A 20237-nucleotide genomic window follows, 5' to 3' on the forward strand; every position below is an offset into this window, starting at 1 on the left:
ACTTATTTACGGATCGGCTTACGCGGGCCTTTTCGAGTGCGCGCGTTAGTTTTACTACGCTGACCGCGAACCGGAAGGTTACGACGGTGGCGAATGCCGCGGAAACAACCAAGGTCCATCAAACGTTTGATGCTCATGGATACTTCACGACGTAGGTCGCCTTCAACAGTAAATTTAGCAACTTCTCCACGAACGATGTCCAATTGCTCATCGGACAAATCAGAGATCTTAGTAGTCGGTGCAATACCGCAAGTTTCTAAGATCGCAGACGATGTCGTGCGGCCAATACCGTAAATGTAAGTCAGAGAAATTACCGCATGCTTATTGTCAGGAATGTTGACTCCAGCTATACGGGCCATTCTATTACTCCGTTTAATAAAAGGTGTTTGTTTAAATTATCAAACACCAATAAAAATTTGTTCTGTTCGCAGAAGGCGCGCAATAATACACATTGATTAAAATTAAATCAAGTGCTGCACACCATCTGCGCCCAAATCAGGGATAAATTAACCCTGACGCTGCTTGTGACGCGGCTCTACTTTACAGATCACACGTACTGAACCGTTACGACGAACGATTTTGCAGTTACGACAGATCTTTTTAACAGATGCACGTACTTTCATGATCTACTCCAGTTGTGGCCTTAGCGCGAAAGTCCTGCGCCGCCACCTTTGAGATTAGATTTCTTCATCAGGGACTCGTACTGATGTGACATCAGATGAGACTGAACCTGCGCCATAAAGTCCATCACGACAACTACGACGATCAGGAGTGAGGTGCCACCGAAATAGAACGGTACATTCGCTGCGACTACTAGGAACTGAGGCATCAGAGATACAGCAGTAATATAAAGCGCACCGAATAAGGTCAATCGGCCCAGCACGGTATCAATGTAACGTGCGGATTGATCACCTGGACGAATACCCGGAATAAAAGCACCTGATTTCTTCAGGTTATCTGCTACGTCCTTAGGATTGAAAACAATCGCTGTGTAGAAGTAGCAGAAAAATATAATTGCGACCGAGAATAGCAAAATGTAAAGCGGCTGACCTGGGCCAAGCGCTAATGCAACATTTTGCAGCCAATCCATGCCTTCACTCTGACCAAACCATTGGCCCATAGAGGCAGGGAATAGCAAAATACTGGATGCAAAAATCGGCGGAATCACACCAGCCATGTTGACCTTCAATGGAAGGTGGCTGGATTGTGCCGCGAACACACGATTACCCTGTTGGCGCTTAGCGTAGTTAATGGTGATACGGCGTTGGCCGCGCTCCATAAACACAACAAAACCAACTGTAGCAATCGCTAGTACAGCAATAGCTAGCAGCGCAAGGATGTTTAAATCACCTTGACGCGCTGCTTCAAAGGCCTGTCCGATCGCACTTGGCAGACCGGCAACAATACCAGCAAAGATCAGAATGGAGATACCGTTACCGATACCACGCTCTGTCACTTGCTCACCTAACCACATTAGGAATACTGCACCCGCTACCAAAGTGACAACAGCTACAAAATAGAAGCTGGCATCCGCGGTAAACGATACACCTTGATTGGCTAGGCCTACGGCCATACCAAAGGCTTGTACAGTTGCAAGCGCTACAGTCCCGTAGCGAGTGTACTGGTTAATCTTACGACGACCAGCCTCACCCTCTTTCTTTAACTGAGCCAAGGTAGGGCTAACTACCGTCATCAGCTGCATAATAATCGATGCAGAGATATACGGCATAATACCCAATGCCAAGATACTCATTCGCTCCAGTGCACCACCGGAGAACATGTTAAAGAGACTCAGGATTGTGCCCTGGTTCTGATCAAATAATGCGGCCAGACGATCTGGGTTGATACCCGGTACAGGAATATGTGCACCGATACGATAAACAACAATCGCCATCAAAACGAAAAGTAGACGAGACTTAAGCTCACCTAGTCCGCTTTGGTTGCCCGCTGGTATAGGTCCTTTTTTAGCCATTTACGCCTCGACTTTACCGCCAGCAGCTTCGATAGCAGCCTGTGCACCTTTGGTCACTTTAAGACCTTTAACAGTGACAGCCTTATTGATCTCACCAGACAAGATCACTTTAGCAGTTTTGATTTCCTGCTTGATGATGTCTGCTGCTTTCAAAGCATCTAGATCAATTACTTCAGCTTCGATCTTAGCAAGTTCGTTCAGACGAATCTCTGTAACGTAACGTGCAATACGAGAAGTAAAACCGAATTTCGGTAGACGACGCTGCAAAGGCATCTGACCGCCTTCGAAACCTGGTTTTACAGAACCGCCAGAGCGGGATTTTTGACCTTTGTGACCACGGCCACATGTCTTACCCAAACCGGAACCAATGCCACGACCAACGCGTTTCGCCGCTTTCTTGGAACCTTCAGCAGGGCTTAGAGTGTTCAGACGCATGCTGTAACTCCCTTATTAGTCTTCTACCTGAACTAGGTAGTTAACTTTGTTGATCATGCCACGTACAGATGGAGTATCTTCTACTTCAACTGTGTGCCCAATACGGCGTAGACCTAGACCCTTAACACACAATTTGTGGTTAGGAAGAGTACCGATAGGGCTACGTACTAGTGTTACTTTAACAGTCTTAGCCATTGTCGATTACCCCAGAATGTCTTCTACGGACTTACCGCGCTTAGCAGCCACATCTTCCGGAGATTTCATTGCAGCAAGACCTTTAACAGTCGCGCGTACAACGTTAACCGGGTTAGTAGAGCCGTAGCACTTAGCCAGTACGTTATGGACACCTGCCAATTCAAGTACTGCACGCATCGCACCACCTGCGATTACACCAGTACCTTGAGATGCAGGCTGCATGTAAACTTTAGAAGCACCGTGACGTGCTTTAATTGGGTACTGCAACGTGTCGCCGTTCAGTTCAACTGAAACCATGTTACGACGAGCTTGTTCCATTGCTTTCTGAATAGCAGCAGGAACTTCACGAGCTTTACCACGACCGAAACCTACGCGACCTTTACCGTCACCAACTACAGTTAGTGCTGTAAAGCCGAAGATACGACCACCTTTTACTACTTTAGCGACGCGGTTAACCTGAACCAGCTTTTCCTGCAGATCGCCGTCTTTCTGTTCATGATTTGACATATTCGATCCCTTTAGAATTCCAGGCCGCCTTCGCGGGCTGCATCAGCCAAAGCTTTAACACGACCGTGATACTGGTAACCAGAACGGTCAAATGCTACTTCAGATACGCCAGCTTCTTTAGCACGCTGAGCGATCAATGCGCCTACTTTTTCAGCTGCTGCAACGTTACCGCCAGCAGTTTCACGCAGATCTTTTTCTACAGTTGATGCAGCAGCAAGTACTTTTGCACCATCAGCAGAGATAACCTGAGCGTAGATGTGACGCGGTGTGCGTGTAACGCACAGACGTGTTGCACCTAACTCACGCATTTTAAGGCGAGAGCGGCGAGCACGACGAATACGAGATTGTTTCTTAGCGTTCATAACCCTGCCCTATTTACTTTTTCTTCGCTTCTTTACGGCGAACATACTCATCAGCATAACGAACACCTTTGCCTTTATATGGCTCTGGTGGACGGAACGCACGAATCTCAGCAGCAACTTGACCTAGAACTTGCTTATCAGAGCCAGAAAGGATGATAGTAGTTACGTTAGGCGTTTCCGCTTTGATACCTTCTGGTAGGTCGTAATCGATCGGGTGCGAGAAACCTAGGTTAAGGTTAAGCGTGTTGCCTTTAGCAGCAGCACGGTAACCAACACCTTGTAGCTCAAGAGTTTTCTTGAAGCCTTCTGACACACCAACAACCATGTTGTTAACCAGTGAGCGTGTAGTACCGGACAAGGAAAGAGACAGCTTTGAAGCTTCACGAGCTGTGAAGTTCACAGAACCTTCTTCTAGAGCAACACCAACAGTTGGGTGAACGTCTAGTGAAAGCTGGCCGTTTTTACCTTTAACATTGACAGTCTGACCGTCAATCTTAACTTCAACACCTGCAGGTACGATAACAGGGCTTTTTGCAATACGTGACATATTGAAATACCTCTTAGAATACCGTGCAGATTACTTCGCCACCAACGCCAGCACTACGTGCAGCGCGGTCAGCCATTACACCTTTACTTGTAGAGATAATCGCTACACCCAGACCACCAGATACTTTTGGTAGTTCGCTTGCGTTCTTGTAGATACGCAGACCTGGACGACTAACGCGTTTGATCTCTTCAATTACCGGCTTTCCTTCAAAGTATTTAAGCTCAATGTTCAGAACCGGTTTTACGTCGCCTTCTACTGCGTAGTCAACGATGTAACCTTCGTCCTTAAGAACTTTGGCAATTGATACTTTTACTTTGGAAGACGGCATAGATACGGCCTGCTTTTCAGCCATATGACCGTTACGAATACGAGTAAACATATCCGCTAGAGTATCTTGCATGCTCATGCATTTACTTCCTCTTGTGCAGCACAGTGCGGTACCCCAAAGGGCCTAGCCACTGCGCTTACCGTTATACTAACTGGAGATTACCAGCTAGCCTTTTTCAAACCTGGAACATCACCGCGCATTGCTGCTTCACGCAGTTTGATACGGCTAATACCGAACTTACGGTATACAGCGTGTGGACGGCCAGTAATCTGGCAACGACGCTGCTGACGAGATTTGCTTGAGTCGCGTGGTAGCTTCTGTAGAGCGATCACTGCATCCCAAACTTCGTCTTCTGATGAATTAGGGTTGTTGATAATTGCTTTTAGTGCAGCACGCTTCTCAGCATACTGTGCAACTAGCTTCGCACGTTTGTCTTCACGTGCCTTCATTGATTGTTTAGCCATGATGTATGCCTATCACTTACGGAACGGGAAGTTCAGGGCAGCCAATAGAGCACGGCCCTCATCATTGTTCTGAGCAGTTGTAGTGAACGTAATGTCCATACCACGCATCTTATCAACCTTGTCGAATTCGATTTCAGGGAAGATGATCTGCTCTTTAACACCCATGCTGTAGTTGCCACGACCGTCGAAAGATTTCGGGTTTAGGCCACGGAAGTCACGGATACGAGGGATAGAGATATCTACCAAACGATCCAAGAATTCCCACATACGCTCACCGCGTAGTGTAACTTTACAGCCGATTGGCCAACCTTCACGAACTTTAAAGCCCGCGATAGATTTACGTGCCAAACATACAACTGGCTTTTGGCCCGCAATTGCAGTCATATCTGCAACAGCGTTCTCAAGCATTTTCTTATCGCCCAACGCTTCACCAACACCCATGTTTAGAGTGATTTTAGTCAAACGTGGAACTGCCATTACGTTAGGGCAGTTCAGCTCATCTTTAAGCTGCTGCTTAACGGAATCGTTATAAAGCGCTTTTAATCTAGACATGATATCTCCCCTTATCCGCCAATTACTTCGCCGGTAGACTTGAAGATACGAGTCTTAGTGCCGTCTTCAAGAACTTTGAAGCCTACACGATCGCCCTTACTAGTCTGCGGGTTGAAGATCGCTACGTTAGAAACTGCAATAGCTGCTTCTTTTTCAACGATGCCACCTGCTTTACCCAACATTGGGTTCGGCTTAGTGTGCTTCTTCACCATGTTGATACCAGAAACGATCAAACGATCGTCCAGAACGCGCATGACTGTGCCACGCTTGCCCTTGTCTTTTCCTGCGATGACAATTACTTCATCGTCACGTTTAATTTTGCGCATAATTTACCTATATCGCTTCCTGCTACCCTCTCATGCTCAAAAACGCCAACACCTTCCGGTGTTAGCGTTTTCACATAAACCGAACAGTATATTGTTCGATCTTTATAGCACTTCAGGCGCCAGGGAAATGATTTTCATGAACTTCTCTGAGCGAAGTTCACGCGTCACTGGGCCGAAGATACGAGTACCGATTGGAGCGTCGCTCGCATTCAGTAGAACCGCAGAGTTTGTATCAAAGCGGATTACTGAACCGTCTGGACGACGAACACCTTTACGGGTACGTACCACTACGGCGTTAAGAACCTGGCCTTTCTTCACTTTACCGCGAGGAATCGCTTCTTTAACAGTAACTTTAATAATGTCACCTACAGAAGCGTAGCGGCGGTGAGAACCACCAAGGACCTTAATACACTGCACTCGCTTAGCGCCACTGTTATCAGCTACGTCAAGCATAGATTCAGTTTGAATCATGGTCTTACTCCACAAACATTTTTAGGCCGCCCGCAATGCGGACGGACCGTCTAATGGAGCAAAGGTGCGATAGTTTACACCTTTGCTGCACGCTCTTCAATACGAACCAACGCCCAAGACTTATTCTTAGACAAAGGACGAGTTTCTGCGATGGTAACTAGGTCACCTTGCTGGCACTCATTTTTCTCATCGTGAGCATGCAGTTTAGAAGAGCGCTTCATGAATTTTCCGTAAATCGGATGCTTCTCTTTGCGCTCAACCAGAACTGTGATGGTTTTATCCATCTTGTCGCTAACAACGCGACCAGTAACAGTTCGAGTACGTTTTTCGGCGCTCATACTTAGTTACCTGCCTTTTCGTTGAGTACTGTCTTCACACGAGCGATATCGCGACGAACCTGTCCTAGAAGATGATTCTGAGCAAGCTGACCAGTTGTCTTCTGCATGCGCAGGTTGAACTGTTCTTTTAGAAGACCTAGTAGCTCTTGCTGTAGTTCATCAACGGACTTTTCACGTAGTTCAGTTGCTTTCATTACATCACCGTCCGTTTAACAATGGTTGTTGCAACAGGCAATTTAGCAGCAGCTAGGGTGAACGCTTCAGATGCAAGCTGTTCATCAACTCCGCTCATTTCGAACAGAATCTTACCTGGCTTGATTTGAGCAACCCAGTACTCAACCGCACCCTTACCTTTACCCATACGTACTTCAAGCGGTTTCTTAGAAATTGGCTTGTCTGGGAACACACGGATCCAGATTTTACCACCACGCTTAACGTGACGTGTCATGGTACGACGCGCTGCTTCGATCTGACGTGCAGTGATACGACCACGACCGGTCGCTTTCAGTGCAAATTCACCAAAGCTTACAGTGCTACCGCGCTGTGCTAGACCGCGGTTGCGGCCTTTCATCATTTTGCGGAACTTAAGACGTTTTGGTTGTAGCATCGACGTCTACCTCACTTACCTTTCTTCTTAGGCGCATTCTTTTCAGCACGAACTTGTTCGATGCCACCAAGAACTTCACCCTTGAAGATCCAGACTTTAACGCCGATCACACCGTAAGTAGTGTGCGCTTCATAAGTAGCGTAATCGATATCAGCACGAAGTGTGTGCAATGGCACACGACCTTCACGATACCATTCGCTACGAGCGATTTCGGCACCACCAAGACGACCACCTAGCTGAATCTTGATACCTTTAGCACCAAGACGCATTGCGTTCTGTACCGCACGTTTCATAGCACGACGGAACATAACACGACGCTCAAGCTGGCTTGCAACACCTTGTGCAACAAGACGCGCGTCTAGTTCTGGTTTACGAATTTCTTCGATGTTGATGTGAACTGGAACACCCATCATTTCAGATACAGTGTTACGTAGTTTCTCAACATCTTCGCCTTTCTTACCAATCACGATGCCCGGACGAGCTGTGTGAATAGTAATTTTTGCATTCTGTGCAGGACGCTCGATTTCGATGCGGCTAACAGATGCTTTTTCAAGCTGCTTGTCCAGGTACTCACGCACCTGCAGATCGTTCTGCAGCTTGCTTGCGTATTCGCTCTTGTCTGCGTACCACACAGAAGTGTGATCTTTAACAATACCGAGACGAATACCCGTAGGATGTACTTTCTGACCCATAACGGAATCTCCTAGCAGTCAGCTCAGTCGGCCACTTTTACAGTGATGTGACAGGAGCGCTTCAAAATACGATCAGCGCGACCTTTCGCACGCGGCTTGATGCGTTTCATAGTCATTGCTTCATCAACAAAAACTGTAGAAACACGTAGCTCGTCAATATCAGCACCTTCGTTATGCTCTGCGTTAGCAATAGCAGACTCTAGTACTTTCTTAACAAGCGCCGCACCTTTTTTAGGACTATACGCCAGGATATCCAGAGCTTCACCGACAGATTTACCACGGATCTGGTCAGCAACCAGACGTGCTTTCTGTGCAGAGATGCGGGCGCCTTTGTGCTTAGCGGCAACTTCCATCATCTAACTCCTTATCGCTTGGCTTTCTTGTCTACTACGTGACCACGGTAAGTACGTGTCACAGCAAACTCGCCCAGTTTATGACCAACCATGTCCTCGGAAATAAATACCGGAACATGCTGACGGCCGTTGTGTACTGCAATTGTCAAACCTACGAAATTCGGGAAGATCGTAGAACGACGTGACCAAGTTTTGATTGGACGACGGTCGTTTGCTTCAATTGCAGACTCTACCTTTTTCAACAGGTGAAGGTCGATAAATGGACCTTTCTTCAGTGAACGTGGCACAGCTGTATCCTCTTACTTAGCGTTACGACGGCGTACGATCAACTTATCAGTACGCTTGTTCTTGCGAGTTTTATAACCCTTAGTCGGAACACCCCATGGCGACACTGGGTGACGACCACCGGAAGTACGACCTTCACCACCACCGTGTGGGTGGTCTACTGGGTTCATCGCAACACCACGAACAGTAGGACGAACACCACGCCAGCGCGTAGCACCAGCTTTACCAAGCTGACGCAAGGAGTGTTCACTGTTGCTCACTTCACCCAGAGTTGCACGACATTCAACTAGGACTTTACGCATTTCGCCAGAACGTAGGCGAAGAGTTGCGTAAGCACCTTCACGTGCAACCAACTGTGCAGATGTACCCGCAGAGCGAGCAATCTGAGCACCTTTACCAGGCTTCAACTCAACACAGTGGATTACAGAACCCACAGGAATGTTGCGTAGAGGCATAGTGTTACCAGGTTTGATATCTACAGAATCGCCAGACATGATCTTAGCGCCCGCAGAAACACCTTTTGGTGCAATGATGTAACGACGCTCACCGTCTGCATACACAACTAGTGCGATATGCGCAGAACGGTTAGGATCATATTCCAAACGCTCAACTGTCGCTGGAATACCGTCTTTGTTACGACGGAAATCGATGATACGGTACTGCTGTTTGTGACCACCGCCAATATGACGAGTAGTGATGCGACCGTGGTGGTTACGACCACCGCTCTTGCTCTTTTTCTCAACAAGAGCTGCATGAGGCTTACCTTTATGCAGTTCAGTGTTAGTCACTTTAACTACATGACGGCGTCCAGCAGAGGTCGGCTTAGTTTTAGTCACTGCCATTTTATATACCCTCTATTACTCGCCACCAAGGAAATCAATCTCAGAGCCGTCAGCTAGAGAAACGTATGCTTTACGCACATCGCTACGCTTGCCGAAACCACGCATAGTACGCTTGGTTTTGCCCTTAGCATTAAGAACGTTCACGCCTTTAACTTTAACGTTGAACAGCTCTTCAACTGCTTGCTTGATTTCTGGTTTAGTAGCGTCTTTAGCCACACGGAATACTACTTGCTGAGAACCATCAGCTACGATAGTAGCTTTCTCGGAGATGTGCGGACCCAGCAGCACTTGATAAATGCGTTCCTGTTTCATGCCAGCTTCTCCTCGATTTTCTTCAGAGCAGCAACAGTAACCAGTACTTTATCAAAGCCAACCAGAGAAACCGGGTCAACGCCAGCAGCATCACGTACATCAACGTGTGGTACGTTACGTGCAGCTAGGTACAAGTTCTGCTCTACATCTTCAGTAATCAGCAGTGCGTTAGTCAGCTCAAGCTCGTTCAGCTTAGCCACAAACTGTTTTGTCTTTGGAGATTCCAAAGCGAAATCTTCAACAACAACCAGACGTTCTTGACGTACAAGCTCAGAGAAGATGCAACGCATTGCTGCGCGGTACATTTTCTTGTTTACTTTCTGAGCGTAGTCACGCGGCTGAGCCGCGAAGGTAACACCACCGGCACGCCAGATTGGAGAACGGCTAGTTCCCGCACGTGCACGACCTGTACCTTTTTGACGCCATGGCTTAGCACCACCGCCAGAAACCGCAGAACGGTTTTTCTGAGCTTTAGTGCCTTGACGACCGCCAGCCAAGTAAGCTGTAACTACTTGGTGAACTAGCGTTTCGTTGAATTCTTTACCAAAAGCCAGGTCGGAAACTTCAACCGAACCATTAGCTCCAGCTAAATTCAGATTCATTTCAAACCCCCTTAGGCGCCAGCTTTAACAGCTGGTTTAACGATTACGTCACCGCCAGTTGCGCCTGGAACAGCACCTTTGATCAACAACAGGTTACGTTCAGCGTCTACGCGAACAACTTCTAGGGTCTGCACAGTAACCTGAGCATTACCCATTTGACCTGCCATCTTCTTGCCTTTCCAAACACGACCAGGAGTCTGACATTGACCAATAGAACCCGGAGCACGGTGAGAAAGAGAGTTACCGTGAGTCGCGTCCTGCATGGAGAAGTTCCAGCGCTTAACGCCACCCTGGAAACCTTTACCTTTAGACTGACCTGTTACGTCAACTTTCTGACCAGCTTCGAAGCGCGCAACTGTTAGCTCGTCGCCAACGTTGACTTCGTCGCCACCCGACAGGCGGAACTCCCACAAACCACGACCAGCTTCAACACCAGCTTTAGCAAAGTTACCAGCTTCTGGCTTAGACAGGCGGTTAGCCTTCTTAGCACCAGTAGTAACCTGCACTGCTTGGTAGCCGTCGGTTTCTTCTGTTTTCACAGCAGTAACACGGTTCGGTTCCACTTCGATGACGGTGACTGGCACGGATACGCCGTCTTCAGTGAAGACGCGAGTCATACCCGCTTTACGTCCGATAAGACCTACAGACATTTTCTTTTAAAACCTCTTGCCAGTTGTGTACGGGGCTGTTACCCACTACGGCTGCCCTTTCCAGAGCATTCCACACTAAATAAGCGCTTCATTAATTAAAATTAACTCTGCGCAGTTGCCTTTTAGCCGAGGCTGATCTGCACTTCAACACCCGCAGCAAGATCTAGCTTCATCAATGCGTCAACTGTTTTTTCAGTTGGCTCAACGATGTCTAGAACACGCTTATGTGTACGGATTTCATACTGATCACGCGCATCTTTGTTTACGTGAGGTGAAATCAGAACAGTGTAGCGTTCTTTGCGAGTAGGAAGTGGGATCGGACCTCGTACTTGAGCGCCTGTTCTCTTTGCAGTATCTACGATTTCCTGCGCAGAAGAGTCGATCAAGCGATGATCAAAGGCTTTCAGACGAATACGAATTTTCTGATTCTGCATTTCGATCACACATTTCCAAAAAATAATTTTACGGCATACGCCGACCTCCCCCTACTATGAGGGGGACGCAAATTCTACTTATGTCACTTGCTAAGGTCAACAGTAAGCAGGATTAATTTGTACAATTAACAAACAATCTATACTTACACCCCCGAACAAGCCTATAAGCAGACACAAAAAAGCCCTCACAAGGAGGGCTTTTTTCAAATCAAAGAGTATTAATTACTCAACGATTTTAGATACAACACCAGCACCTACAGTACGGCCACCTTCACGAATCGCGAAACGTAGACCTTCTTCCATTGCTACTGGGTTGATTAGTGTAACGTCCATTTGAACGTTATCACCAGGCATTACCATTTCTACACCCTCTGGAAGCTCACATGCACCAGTGATGTCAGTTGTACGGAAGTAGAACTGTGGACGGTAACCTTTGAAGAATGGAGTGTGACGACCGCCTTCTTCTTTGGATAGTACGTATACTTCACCCTCGAAACGAGTGTGAGGAGTGATAGAGCCTGGAGCTGCTAGTACTTGACCACGCTCAACTTCTTCACGCTTAGTACCACGTAGTAGAACACCAACGTTCTCACCAGCACGGCCTTCGTCAAGAAGCTTACGGAACATCTCAACACCAGTACAAGTAGTAGTCGTAGTTTCTTTGATACCTACGATTTCAACTTCTTCACCAACTTTGATGATACCGCGCTCAACACGACCAGTTACTACAGTACCACGACCCTGGATAGAGAATACGTCCTCGATAGGCATGATGAATGCACCGTCGATAGCACGCTCTGGCTCTGGGATGTAAGAGTCTAGAGTTTCAACTAGAGTCTTAACAGCAGTAGTACCAAGTTCGTTGTCGTCTTCGCCGTTTAGGGCCATTAGAGCAGAACCTGGGATGATTGGAGTGTCATCACCTGGGAATTCGTACTGGTCTAGAAGCTCACGAAGCTCCATTTCAACCAATTCTAGCATCTCAGCGTATTCTTCAGAGTCAGCACCACCACAGTCTTCTGCTAGTAGGTCTGCTTTGTTTAGGAATACTACGATGTAAGGTACACCTACCTGACGAGATAGTAGGATGTGCTCACGAGTCTGTGGCATTGGACCATCAGTCGCACCACATACTAGGATCGCGCCGTCCATCTGTGCAGCACCAGTGATCATGTTCTTAACATAATCGGCGTGGCCTGGGCAGTCTACGTGTGCGTAGTGACGTTCTGGAGAATCATACTCAACGTGAGAAGTTGCGATTGTGATACCACGCTCACGCTCTTCTGGAGCGTTGTCGATACCGTCAAATGCAACAGCGTCGCCGCCCCATACTTCTGCACATACGCGAGTTAGAGCTGCTGTTAGAGTAGTTTTACCGTGGTCAACGTGGCCGATTGTACCAACGTTAACGTGCGGTTTTGAGCGTTCAAATTGTTCTTTAGCCACTTTTCATTACCTCAAGTAATTAGGCGAATAAAAATATTAGTTCTGATTGATTACAGCGTCAGCGACATTTTGTGGCGCTTCAGCGTAGTCGAGAAACTCCATCGAGTAAGTCGCACGACCCTGTGTCGCAGAGCGTAGGTCGGTTGCATAACCGAACATCTCACCCAGCGGAACATGAGCGTTGATAATCTTACCCGAAGAACTGTCTTCCATCCCCTGTACAAGACCACGACGACGGTTCAGGTCACCCATCACGTCACCCATGTAATCTTCTGGGGTTACAACTTCAACTTTCATCATTGGCTCTAACAAGCACGCATTTGCTTCTTGTGCGAACTTTTTAAGCGCCTGAGATGCAGCGATTTTAAACGCCATTTCGTTGGAGTCAACATCATGGAAGGACCCATCGTACAAACGTGCTTTAAGGCCGATTAACGGATAGCCAGCAATGACACCGTTATGCATCTGTTCCTCAATACCTTTTTGTACAGCTGGGATGTATTCCTTAGGAATAGCACCACCGACAATCTCGTTGATAAACTCTAGACCCTCTTCATCAGAAGGGCTAAATTCAACGACAACATGACCATATTGACCACGACCACCTGACTGACGTACAAACTTGTGGTTTGCGTCAACAGACTGACGGATCTTCTCACGGTAGGCTACCTGTGGTTTACCGATATTGGCCTCAACCTTAAATTCACGCTTCATTCGATCCACGAGAATATCAAGATGCAATTCACCCATACCGGAAATAATTGTCTGACCCGTCTCTTGATCTGTTTCAACTTGGAAAGATGGATCTTCTTGCGCAAGTTTACCTAGCGCAATACCCATCTTCTCTTGATCAGCTTGAGACTTAGGCTCAACCGCTACAGAGATAACTGGTGCAGGGAACTCCATACGCTCAAGGACAATCTTGTTGTCACCATCACATAAAGTATCACCTGTAGTTACATCCTTCATACCGATTAGAGCTGCGATGTCGCCTGCGCGAACCTCTTTAATCTCATCACGGTTATTTGAATGCATCTGCACCATACGACCAACACGCTCTTTTTTACCCTTAACAGAGTTAAAGACCGCATCACCCGATTTCAAAACACCCGAGTACACACGTACGAACGTAAGCGTACCCACAAATGGGTCTGTAGCAATCTTAAATGCAAGCGCAGAGAACGGCGCGTCATCATCAGCCTCACGCTGTGCAACAGTTTCCTGTTCATCATCTAGCGTACCTTCGATCGATTTAACCTCGATCGGAGATGGCATGTATTCGATAACCGCATCCAAAACAGCTTGAACACCTTTATTCTTAAACGCAGAACCAGCCTGCATAAGAACAATATCGTTATCCAAGGTACGAGCACGAAGCCCCTGTTTAATCTCTTCCTCTGATAGATCACCCTCTTCAAGGTATTTTTCCATCAGCTCTTCTGATGCTTCAGCAGCAGCTTCAACCAGCTCCTCGCGAAGCTCATCAGCTTTATCTTGCAAATCAGCTGGAATATCTTCCAGCTCGTAGGTCATACCCTGATCCGCTTCATTCCACATAATGGCTTTCATGCGAACCAGATCGACAACACCAACAAAATCTTCTTCTGCGCCAATCGGGAAATTGATTGGTACAGCATTAGCGCCAAGACGATCTTTTAACTGATCGACAACCATGAAGAAATCCGCACCAAGTCGATCCATCTTATTGACGAATACCATGCGCGGAACTTCATATTTGTTAGCTTGACGCCAAACCGTTTCTGTCTGAGGCTGGACACCGGAAGAGGCACATAACACAACAACTGCACCATCAAGCACACGCAATGAGCGCTCTACTTCGATGGTGAAGTCAACGTGCCCAGGAGTATCGATGATATTAATACGATGATCATCGAACTGCTGGTTCATACCCTTCCAAAAGCAAGTTGTTGCAGCAGAAGTAATTGTAATACCACGCTCCTGCTCTTGCTCCATCCAGTCCATTGTCGCAGCGCCATCATGTACTTCACCGATCTTATGAGAAAGACCGGTGTAGAACAGGACGCGCTCAGTTGTAGTCGTTTTACCGGCATCTACATGCGCACAAATTCCGATGTTACGGTAACGTGCGATAGGAGTTTTACGAGCCACGACTTAATCCTCAGTATCTTAGAAGCGGTAGTGAGCGAATGCTTTGTTCGCTTCAGCCATACGGTGTACGTCTTCACGCTTCTTAACTGCAGCACCACGGCCTTCAGCAGCGTCCATCAACTCGCCTGCTAGACGCAGAGCCATTGACTTCTCACCACGACCACGAGCAGAGTCTACAGCCCAACGCATAGCTAGAGCCATACGACGAGCAGGACGTACTTCAACTGGTACTTGGTATGTAGCACCACCAACACGGCGGGATTTAACTTCAACCGCTGGCTGGATAGCTTCTAGAGCTTTTTCGAATAGCTCGATTGGATCTTGTTCAGAACGCTCTTCGATTTTATCTAGAGCACCGTAAACGATCTTCTCAGCTACAGACTTCTTACCGTGAACCATTACATGGTTGATAAACTTAGCAAGAACTGTGCTTCCGAATTTAGGATCCGGTAAAATTTCGCGCTTTGCAGCGACGCGTCTTCTAGGCATTGATAAGCCCTCAATAAATTAAAAGGTCTTCAGGTATTCCAAGCAATTGATGCTAGGCCTTACTCTTACCGTGTATTCAACACAGTGTTTAGAAAACTAAAGCACTATGTTGGGACGACGATTAAGACTTAGGACGCTTAGCACCGTACTTAGAACGGCCTTGCTTACGCTCATTAACACCTGAGCAATCTAGTGCGCCACGAACTGTGTGATAGCGAACACCAGGAAGGTCCTTAACACGACCACCACGAATTAGAACAACGCTGTGCTCCTGCAAGTTGTGACCTTCACCACCAATGTAGGAAGCAACTTCGAAGCCGTTGGTCAAACGAACACGACATACTTTACGTAGTGCTGAGTTCGGTTTTTTCGGAGTAGTGGTGTATACACGGGTACAAACGCCACGACGCTGAGGACAAGCCTGCAATGCACGAACATCGCTTGGCTGAACTTTGCGTTTACGTGGTTTACGTACCAGCTGGTTAATCGTTGCCATTAAGCAAACTCCACGTTTTGATTTAACACCATAAAAAAATTGGATTTACACAATCCAATCACAAAGGGGCCGGAATTTTAATCAATTCCGGCCCTAAACGTCAAATACTGGATACTATTTATTCAATATTTTCGAATAAATTATTATTCAGCATCTGGCATTGAAGCATTTAGCGCTTCTGTCAGTGCCTGCTGAACTTCTTCAGCACTTACTGTCACGGACTCACCTTCAGCAGGTTGAGCACGTTTGCGCTTACGCTCTTCATGGTAAGCAAGACCTGAACCCGCTGGGATCAGACGGCCTACTACCACGTTTTCTTTCAGGCCACGCAGGAAGTCCTGCTTGCCTGTTACCGCACCTTCCGTTAGAACTCGAGTTGTTTCCTGGAAGGATGCTGCTGAGATAAAGGACTCAGTAGCCAAAGATGCCTTAGTGATACCCAATAGTACGCGATCGTACTTAGCTGGGATCTTACCAGCAGCTTCTAGCTCTTCGTTCTCTGCCAATACAGCTTGGTATTCAACCTGATCACCTGGGATGAATGTAGAATCACCCGCAGATACGATCTCAACCTTACGCAGCATCTGACGAACAATTACTTCGATGTGCTTATCGTTGATGCCTACACCCTGTAGACGGTACACGTCCTGGATTTCACCAGTGATGTATTTCGCCAGCTCTTCTACACCTAGTACGCGTAGAATATCATGCGGGTTAGACGGACCATCGGAAACAACCTCACCCTTCTCTACATGCTCACCTTCGAACACGTTCAGGTTACGCCATTTCTGGATCATTGTTTCATGTGGCTCTGCATCACTAGGAGAGATCACAAGACGTTTCTTGCCTTTAGTCTCTTTACCGAAGCCGATTAGACCAGAAACTTCTGCAAGAATTGCAGACTCTTTCGGTTTACGTGCTTCGAATAGATCCGCAACTCGTGGCAGACCACCGGTGATATCCTTGTTCACAGTACCTTCTTGAGGAATACGTGCAAGAACGTCACCTACTTGTACTTCAGCGCCATCGCTGAGGTTCATGATCGCTTTAGCTGGTAGTAGATACTGCGCTGCAGAATCTGTACCCGGATGCATTACTTCATTACCTTTAGCATCCAATAGCTTGATCATAGGACGAATATCTTTACCTGCTGCTGGACGATCTTTAACGTCCAATACCTCAGTTGTAGATAGACCTGTTAGCTCATCAGTCTGGCTCTTAACGGTAATACCGTCTTCCATGCCTGAAAGCTCAACCTTACCCGCCACCTCAGAGATGATTGGGTGAGTATGTGGATCCCAGTTAGCTACGATGTCACCTGCCTCAACAGAGCTACCGTCTTTAACCTTGATCACAGAACCGTATGGAAGCTTGTAACGCTCACGCTCACGACCGTGCTCATCAGTTACACCTAGTTCACCAGAACGAGAAGTTGCAACCAACGCACCATCTGGACGCTCTACAAACTTAAGGTTGTGAAGACGAATTTCACCGCCGTTCTTAACCTGAATGCTGTCTACAGCAGCTGCTCGAGATGCCGCACCACCGATGTGGAACGTACGCATTGTTAGCTGTGTACCTGGCTCACCGATTGACTGAGCAGCGATAACACCCACTGCTTCACCTGGGTTAACCAAATGACCGCGACCAAGATCACGACCGTAACATTTAGCACAGATACCGTGACGTGTACGACATGTGATCGCACTGCGCACAATGATCTCATCGATAGAAGAGTACTTCTCATCGTTTTCTAGACGATGTTTCCATGCTTCATCGATTAGCGTACCCGCTTCGATTAGAACTTCTACACCCTGCGGATCTAGAACATCAACAGCCACAGTACGACCTAGTACACGATCACCCAGCGCAACTACTACGTCACCGCCTTCGATCAGAGGTACCATCACAAGACCTTCTTCAGTACCACAATCATGCTCTGTGATAACTACGTCTTGAGCAACGTCTACTAGACGACGCGTTAGGTAACCGGAGTTCGCTGTTTTCAATGCCGTATCGGCTAGACCCTTACGAGCACCGTGAGTCGAGATAAAGTACTGAAGTACGTTTAGACCTTCACGGAAGTTCGCAGTGATCGGCGTTTCGATGATAGAGCCATCCGGCTTAGCCATAAGACCACGCATACCCGCCAACTGACGAATCTGTGCAGCACTACCACGGGCACCGGAGTCGGCCATCATGTATACAGAGTTGAAAGATTCCTGCTCGGACTCTTCGCCATCTTTTGTTACAACCGGCTCAGTCTTCAAGTTATCCATCATCTTCTTAGCCAACAATTCGTTAGCACGAGACCAGATATCGATAACTTTGTTGTATTTCTCACCCTGAGTTACCAAACCATCAGCGAACTGACGTTCGATATCCATTACCTCAGCTTCTGCTTCATCGATAATAGTTGTTTTCTCAGCTGGAATTTCGAAGTCGTTAACACCGATAGAAACACCAGACATAGTTGCCTGACGGAAGCCCATGTACATCAACTGGTCAGCAAAGATAACTGTATCTTTCAGACCACAGCGACGGTACGCTTCGTTAAGAAGGCGAGAGATCGCTTTCTTCTTCATTGGCTGGTTAACAAGCTCAAAAGGCAGACCTGCAGGAACGATTGCGAACAACAAAGCACGACCGGCTGTTGTTTCTTTCATTTCAGTAATCGTTTCTAGGTTACCTTCGATGTCACGAATGCTTTCAGTAACACGTACTTTAATCTTCGCTTGAAGATCTAGCTGACCTGCGCCTTGTGCACGTTGAATCTCTTCGATGTCGGCAAATACCATGCCTTCACCTTTCGCATTCACACGCTCACGAGTCATGTAGTAAAGACCCAATACAACGTCCTGAGAAGGTACGATGATCGGCTCACCATTAGCAGGTGATAGTACGTTGTTTGTAGACATCATCAACGCACGCGCTTCCAACTGAGCTTCAATAGTCAGTGGAACGTGTACAGCCATCTGGTCACCGTCAAAGTCGGCGTTGTATGCCGCACAAACTAGTGGGTGAAGCTGAATAGCTTTACCTTCGATCAGTACCGGCTCAAATGCCTGGATACCAAGACGGTGAAGTGTCGGAGCACGGTTAAGTAGTACTGGGTGCTCACGGATTACTTCGTCTAGGATATCCCAAACTAGCGCTTCTTCGCGCTCAACCATCTTCTTAGCCGCTTTGATTGTAGTCGCATGACCACGAAGCTCTAGCTTGGAGAAGATGAATGGCTTAAATAGCTCAAGTGCCATCTTCTTAGGAAGACCACACTGATGTAGACGTAGGTACGGACCTACCACAATTACAGAACGGCCAGAGTAGTCAACACGCTTACCTAGAAGGTTTTGACGGAAACGACCTTGCTTACCTTTGATCATATCAGCCAAAGATTTCAGAGGACGCTTGTTAGAGCCAGTAATCGCACGACCACGACGGCCGTTATCTAGCAACGCATCAACAGATTCCTGCAACATACGCTTTTCGTTACGTACTATGATATCTGGAGCATTAAGATCAAGTAGACGCTTAAGACGGTTGTTACGGTTGATAACACGACGGTAAAGATCGTTAAGATCAGATGTCGCGAAACGACCACCATCTAGTGGTACTAGCGGACGAAGATCTGGTGGAAGTACTGGTAGTACCTCAAGAATCATCCACTCAGGCTTGTTGCCTGACTTGTAGAAAGCTTCTAGGAGCTTAAGACGCTTAGAAAGCTTCTTGATCTTAGTTTCAGAGTTAGTCTGCGGTAGTTCTTCACGCAGTTGATTAACTTCTTCTTCAAGTTCAATAGAAGACAATAGTTCTTTAACAGCTTCTGCACCCATACGTGCGTCGAAGTCATCACCGAACTCTTCTAGCGCTTCAAAGTACTGCTCATCGTTCAGTAGCTGACCGCGCTCAAGCGTAGTCATGCCTGGATCGATTACTACGAAAGATTCGAAGTAAAGAACACGTTCGATATCACGTAGCGTCATATCCAGCATCAAACCGATACGGGATGGCAGAGACTTAAGGAACCAAATGTGCGCTACAGGAGAAGCAAGTTCGATGTGTGCCATACGCTCACGACGAACTTTAGCTAGCGTTACTTCAACGCCACACTTCTCACAGATAACACCGCGGTGTTTCATGCGCTTATATTTACCGCACAAGCACTCGTAGTCTTTTACTGGACCAAAAATTTTGGCACAGAATAGACCTTCACGTTCTGGCTTGAACGTACGGTAGTTAATAGTTTCCGGCTTTTTAACTTCACCGTACGACCATGAACGGATCATTTCCGGAGAGGCCAGAGTGATCTTGATAGAGTCGAACTCTTCAGATTGGCCCTGTGTTTTCAGCAGATTCAGCAGATCTTTCATTCTTTCAAGCTCCTAACGGAGTTCTTGCTTGA

Annotated in this window: 29 protein-coding genes; all 29 read right to left on the minus strand. The window is 47.2% G+C overall.

From position 1 onward, the window contains the following. Positions 1-2: 2 nt before the first annotated feature. The gene (rpsM, locus tag ACMXYN_RS16450; RefSeq protein WP_415882723.1) at positions 3-359 is read right to left on the minus strand and encodes a 30S ribosomal protein S13; all 357 of its coding nucleotides are present in this window, start codon (positions 357-359) and stop codon (positions 3-5) included. 147 nt (positions 360-506) lie between these two features. Then, complete coding sequence (gene rpmJ / locus ACMXYN_RS16455) at positions 507-623, minus strand: 50S ribosomal protein L36 (protein ID WP_007021200.1); 117 nt, start codon at positions 621-623, stop codon at positions 507-509. Positions 624-643: 20 nt separating this feature from the next. Then, complete coding sequence (gene secY, locus ACMXYN_RS16460) at positions 644-1972, minus strand: preprotein translocase subunit SecY (protein WP_415882724.1); 1329 nt, start codon at positions 1970-1972, stop codon at positions 644-646. Continuing rightward, the gene (gene rplO, locus ACMXYN_RS16465; RefSeq protein WP_415882725.1) at positions 1973-2407 is read right to left on the minus strand and encodes a 50S ribosomal protein L15; all 435 of its coding nucleotides are present in this window, start codon (positions 2405-2407) and stop codon (positions 1973-1975) included. 15 nt (positions 2408-2422) lie between these two features. Continuing rightward, the gene (gene rpmD, locus ACMXYN_RS16470; RefSeq protein ID WP_415882726.1) at positions 2423-2602 is read right to left on the minus strand and encodes a 50S ribosomal protein L30; all 180 of its coding nucleotides are present in this window, start codon (positions 2600-2602) and stop codon (positions 2423-2425) included. Between the two features lie 6 nt (positions 2603-2608). Continuing rightward, positions 2609-3109: a 30S ribosomal protein S5 gene (gene rpsE, locus ACMXYN_RS16475; RefSeq protein ID WP_297309703.1), complete on the minus strand. Its 501-nt coding sequence runs from the start codon at positions 3107-3109 to the stop codon at positions 2609-2611. 11 nt (positions 3110-3120) lie between these two features. After that, positions 3121-3471 carry a 50S ribosomal protein L18 gene (gene rplR / locus ACMXYN_RS16480; protein WP_415882727.1) on the minus strand — a complete coding sequence of 117 codons (351 nt, stop codon included), beginning with the start codon at positions 3469-3471 and terminating at the stop codon, positions 3121-3123. Positions 3472-3484: 13 nt separating this feature from the next. Beyond that, complete coding sequence (rplF, locus tag ACMXYN_RS16485; protein ID WP_415892754.1) at positions 3485-4018, minus strand: 50S ribosomal protein L6; 534 nt, start codon at positions 4016-4018, stop codon at positions 3485-3487. 13 nt (positions 4019-4031) lie between these two features. After that, entirely contained in the window at positions 4032-4424 is a 393-nt protein-coding gene (gene rpsH, locus ACMXYN_RS16490; protein ID WP_415882729.1) for a 30S ribosomal protein S8, read from the minus strand. Positions 4425-4504: 80 nt separating this feature from the next. Further along, a complete protein-coding gene (rpsN, locus tag ACMXYN_RS16495) occupies positions 4505-4810 on the minus strand; it encodes a 30S ribosomal protein S14 (RefSeq protein WP_415892755.1) in 306 nt (101 codons plus the stop codon). A 12-nt stretch (positions 4811-4822) separates the two neighbouring features. Further along, entirely contained in the window at positions 4823-5362 is a 540-nt protein-coding gene (gene rplE / locus ACMXYN_RS16500; RefSeq protein WP_415889526.1) for a 50S ribosomal protein L5, read from the minus strand. A gap of 11 nt (positions 5363-5373) precedes the next feature. Next, positions 5374-5688 (minus strand): 50S ribosomal protein L24, encoded by a 315-nt coding sequence (rplX, locus tag ACMXYN_RS16505; RefSeq protein WP_415882732.1) that lies wholly within the window; start codon positions 5686-5688, stop codon positions 5374-5376. Between the two features lie 102 nt (positions 5689-5790). Next, complete coding sequence (gene rplN, locus ACMXYN_RS16510) at positions 5791-6159, minus strand: 50S ribosomal protein L14 (protein ID WP_007021360.1); 369 nt, start codon at positions 6157-6159, stop codon at positions 5791-5793. A gap of 74 nt (positions 6160-6233) precedes the next feature. Then, positions 6234-6497, minus strand: coding sequence for a 30S ribosomal protein S17 (rpsQ, locus tag ACMXYN_RS16515; RefSeq protein ID WP_292949289.1), 264 nt, complete (start codon positions 6495-6497; stop codon positions 6234-6236). A gap of 2 nt (positions 6498-6499) precedes the next feature. Beyond that, positions 6500-6691, minus strand: coding sequence for a 50S ribosomal protein L29 (gene rpmC, locus ACMXYN_RS16520; RefSeq protein WP_299179666.1), 192 nt, complete (start codon positions 6689-6691; stop codon positions 6500-6502). Continuing rightward, entirely contained in the window at positions 6691-7104 is a 414-nt protein-coding gene (rplP, locus tag ACMXYN_RS16525; RefSeq protein WP_415882733.1) for a 50S ribosomal protein L16, read from the minus strand. The genes rpmC and rplP overlap by 1 nt, the downstream gene beginning before the upstream one ends. A gap of 11 nt (positions 7105-7115) precedes the next feature. Continuing rightward, positions 7116-7796, minus strand: a complete 681-nt coding sequence (rpsC, locus tag ACMXYN_RS16530; protein WP_415882734.1) for a 30S ribosomal protein S3 — start codon at positions 7794-7796, stop codon at positions 7116-7118. Between the two features lie 23 nt (positions 7797-7819). Then, complete coding sequence (gene rplV, locus ACMXYN_RS16535; protein WP_415884689.1) at positions 7820-8149, minus strand: 50S ribosomal protein L22; 330 nt, start codon at positions 8147-8149, stop codon at positions 7820-7822. A gap of 11 nt (positions 8150-8160) precedes the next feature. Next, positions 8161-8436, minus strand: coding sequence for a 30S ribosomal protein S19 (gene rpsS / locus ACMXYN_RS16540; RefSeq protein ID WP_415882735.1), 276 nt, complete (start codon positions 8434-8436; stop codon positions 8161-8163). 12 nt (positions 8437-8448) lie between these two features. Beyond that, positions 8449-9276 carry a 50S ribosomal protein L2 gene (rplB, locus tag ACMXYN_RS16545; protein ID WP_415882736.1) on the minus strand — a complete coding sequence of 276 codons (828 nt, stop codon included), beginning with the start codon at positions 9274-9276 and terminating at the stop codon, positions 8449-8451. A 15-nt stretch (positions 9277-9291) separates the two neighbouring features. After that, positions 9292-9588, minus strand: a complete 297-nt coding sequence (rplW, locus tag ACMXYN_RS16550) for a 50S ribosomal protein L23 (protein ID WP_415886126.1) — start codon at positions 9586-9588, stop codon at positions 9292-9294. Further along, positions 9585-10190 (minus strand): 50S ribosomal protein L4, encoded by a 606-nt coding sequence (gene rplD / locus ACMXYN_RS16555; protein ID WP_415886127.1) that lies wholly within the window; start codon positions 10188-10190, stop codon positions 9585-9587. Before rplD ends, rplW begins: the two co-directional genes overlap by 4 nt. An 11-nt stretch (positions 10191-10201) precedes the next feature. After that, a complete protein-coding gene (gene rplC / locus ACMXYN_RS16560) occupies positions 10202-10840 on the minus strand; it encodes a 50S ribosomal protein L3 (RefSeq protein WP_415882738.1) in 639 nt (212 codons plus the stop codon). Between the two features lie 122 nt (positions 10841-10962). Further along, positions 10963-11274, minus strand: a complete 312-nt coding sequence (rpsJ, locus tag ACMXYN_RS16565) for a 30S ribosomal protein S10 (protein ID WP_075174125.1) — start codon at positions 11272-11274, stop codon at positions 10963-10965. 222 nt (positions 11275-11496) lie between these two features. After that, on the minus strand, positions 11497-12720 hold the full coding sequence (tuf, locus tag ACMXYN_RS16570; RefSeq protein ID WP_415882739.1) for an elongation factor Tu: 1224 nt from the start codon (positions 12718-12720) through the stop codon (positions 11497-11499). Between the two features lie 36 nt (positions 12721-12756). After that, positions 12757-14850, minus strand: a complete 2094-nt coding sequence (gene fusA / locus ACMXYN_RS16575; protein WP_415882740.1) for an elongation factor G — start codon at positions 14848-14850, stop codon at positions 12757-12759. Positions 14851-14868: 18 nt separating this feature from the next. After that, positions 14869-15339, minus strand: a complete 471-nt coding sequence (gene rpsG, locus ACMXYN_RS16580) for a 30S ribosomal protein S7 (protein WP_415882741.1) — start codon at positions 15337-15339, stop codon at positions 14869-14871. 121 nt (positions 15340-15460) lie between these two features. After that, entirely contained in the window at positions 15461-15835 is a 375-nt protein-coding gene (rpsL, locus tag ACMXYN_RS16585) for a 30S ribosomal protein S12 (protein ID WP_007021369.1), read from the minus strand. A gap of 143 nt (positions 15836-15978) precedes the next feature. After that, entirely contained in the window at positions 15979-20205 is a 4227-nt protein-coding gene (rpoC, locus tag ACMXYN_RS16590; protein ID WP_415892756.1) for a DNA-directed RNA polymerase subunit beta', read from the minus strand. Positions 20206-20237: the final 32 nt, after the last annotated feature.

This window comes from Neptuniibacter sp. PT8_73 (genome assembly GCF_047778045.1).
Lineage (GTDB): Bacteria > Pseudomonadota > Gammaproteobacteria > Pseudomonadales > Balneatricaceae > Neptuniibacter.

Coding starts and splice junctions, on each gene's coding strand:
- rpsM (WP_415882723.1), bottom strand. CDS start 359: ATGGCCCGTATAGCTGGAGTCAACATTCCTGACAATAAGCATGCGGTA.
- rpmJ (WP_007021200.1), bottom strand. CDS start 623: ATGAAAGTACGTGCATCTGTTAAAAAGATCTGTCGTAACTGCAAAATC.
- secY (WP_415882724.1), bottom strand. CDS start 1,972: ATGGCTAAAAAAGGACCTATACCAGCGGGCAACCAAAGCGGACTAGGT.
- rplO (WP_415882725.1), bottom strand. CDS start 2,407: ATGCGTCTGAACACTCTAAGCCCTGCTGAAGGTTCCAAGAAAGCGGCG.
- rpmD (WP_415882726.1), bottom strand. CDS start 2,602: ATGGCTAAGACTGTTAAAGTAACACTAGTACGTAGCCCTATCGGTACT.
- rpsE (WP_297309703.1), bottom strand. CDS start 3,109: ATGTCAAATCATGAACAGAAAGACGGCGATCTGCAGGAAAAGCTGGTT.
- rplR (WP_415882727.1), bottom strand. CDS start 3,471: ATGAACGCTAAGAAACAATCTCGTATTCGTCGTGCTCGCCGCTCTCGC.
- rplF (WP_415892754.1), bottom strand. CDS start 4,018: ATGTCACGTATTGCAAAAAGCCCTGTTATCGTACCTGCAGGTGTTGAA.
- rpsH (WP_415882729.1), bottom strand. CDS start 4,424: ATGAGCATGCAAGATACTCTAGCGGATATGTTTACTCGTATTCGTAAC.
- rpsN (WP_415892755.1), bottom strand. CDS start 4,810: ATGGCTAAACAATCAATGAAGGCACGTGAAGACAAACGTGCGAAGCTA.
- rplE (WP_415889526.1), bottom strand. CDS start 5,362: ATGTCTAGATTAAAAGCGCTTTATAACGATTCCGTTAAGCAGCAGCTT.
- rplX (WP_415882732.1), bottom strand. CDS start 5,688: ATGCGCAAAATTAAACGTGACGATGAAGTAATTGTCATCGCAGGAAAA.
- rplN (WP_007021360.1), bottom strand. CDS start 6,159: ATGATTCAAACTGAATCTATGCTTGACGTAGCTGATAACAGTGGCGCT.
- rpsQ (WP_292949289.1), bottom strand. CDS start 6,497: ATGAGCGCCGAAAAACGTACTCGAACTGTTACTGGTCGCGTTGTTAGC.
- rpmC (WP_299179666.1), bottom strand. CDS start 6,691: ATGAAAGCAACTGAACTACGTGAAAAGTCCGTTGATGAACTACAGCAA.
- rplP (WP_415882733.1), bottom strand. CDS start 7,104: ATGCTACAACCAAAACGTCTTAAGTTCCGCAAAATGATGAAAGGCCGC.
- rpsC (WP_415882734.1), bottom strand. CDS start 7,796: ATGGGTCAGAAAGTACATCCTACGGGTATTCGTCTCGGTATTGTTAAA.
- rplV (WP_415884689.1), bottom strand. CDS start 8,149: ATGGAAGTTGCCGCTAAGCACAAAGGCGCCCGCATCTCTGCACAGAAA.
- rplB (WP_415882736.1), bottom strand. CDS start 9,276: ATGGCAGTGACTAAAACTAAGCCGACCTCTGCTGGACGCCGTCATGTA.
- rplW (WP_415886126.1), bottom strand. CDS start 9,588: ATGAAACAGGAACGCATTTATCAAGTGCTGCTGGGTCCGCACATCTCC.
- rplD (WP_415886127.1), bottom strand. CDS start 10,190: ATGAATCTGAATTTAGCTGGAGCTAATGGTTCGGTTGAAGTTTCCGAC.
- rplC (WP_415882738.1), bottom strand. CDS start 10,840: ATGTCTGTAGGTCTTATCGGACGTAAAGCGGGTATGACTCGCGTCTTC.
- rpsJ (WP_075174125.1), bottom strand. CDS start 11,274: ATGCAGAATCAGAAAATTCGTATTCGTCTGAAAGCCTTTGATCATCGC.
- rpsG (WP_415882741.1), bottom strand. CDS start 15,339: ATGCCTAGAAGACGCGTCGCTGCAAAGCGCGAAATTTTACCGGATCCT.
- rpsL (WP_007021369.1), bottom strand. CDS start 15,835: ATGGCAACGATTAACCAGCTGGTACGTAAACCACGTAAACGCAAAGTT.
- rpoC (WP_415892756.1), bottom strand. CDS start 20,205: ATGAAAGATCTGCTGAATCTGCTGAAAACACAGGGCCAATCTGAAGAG.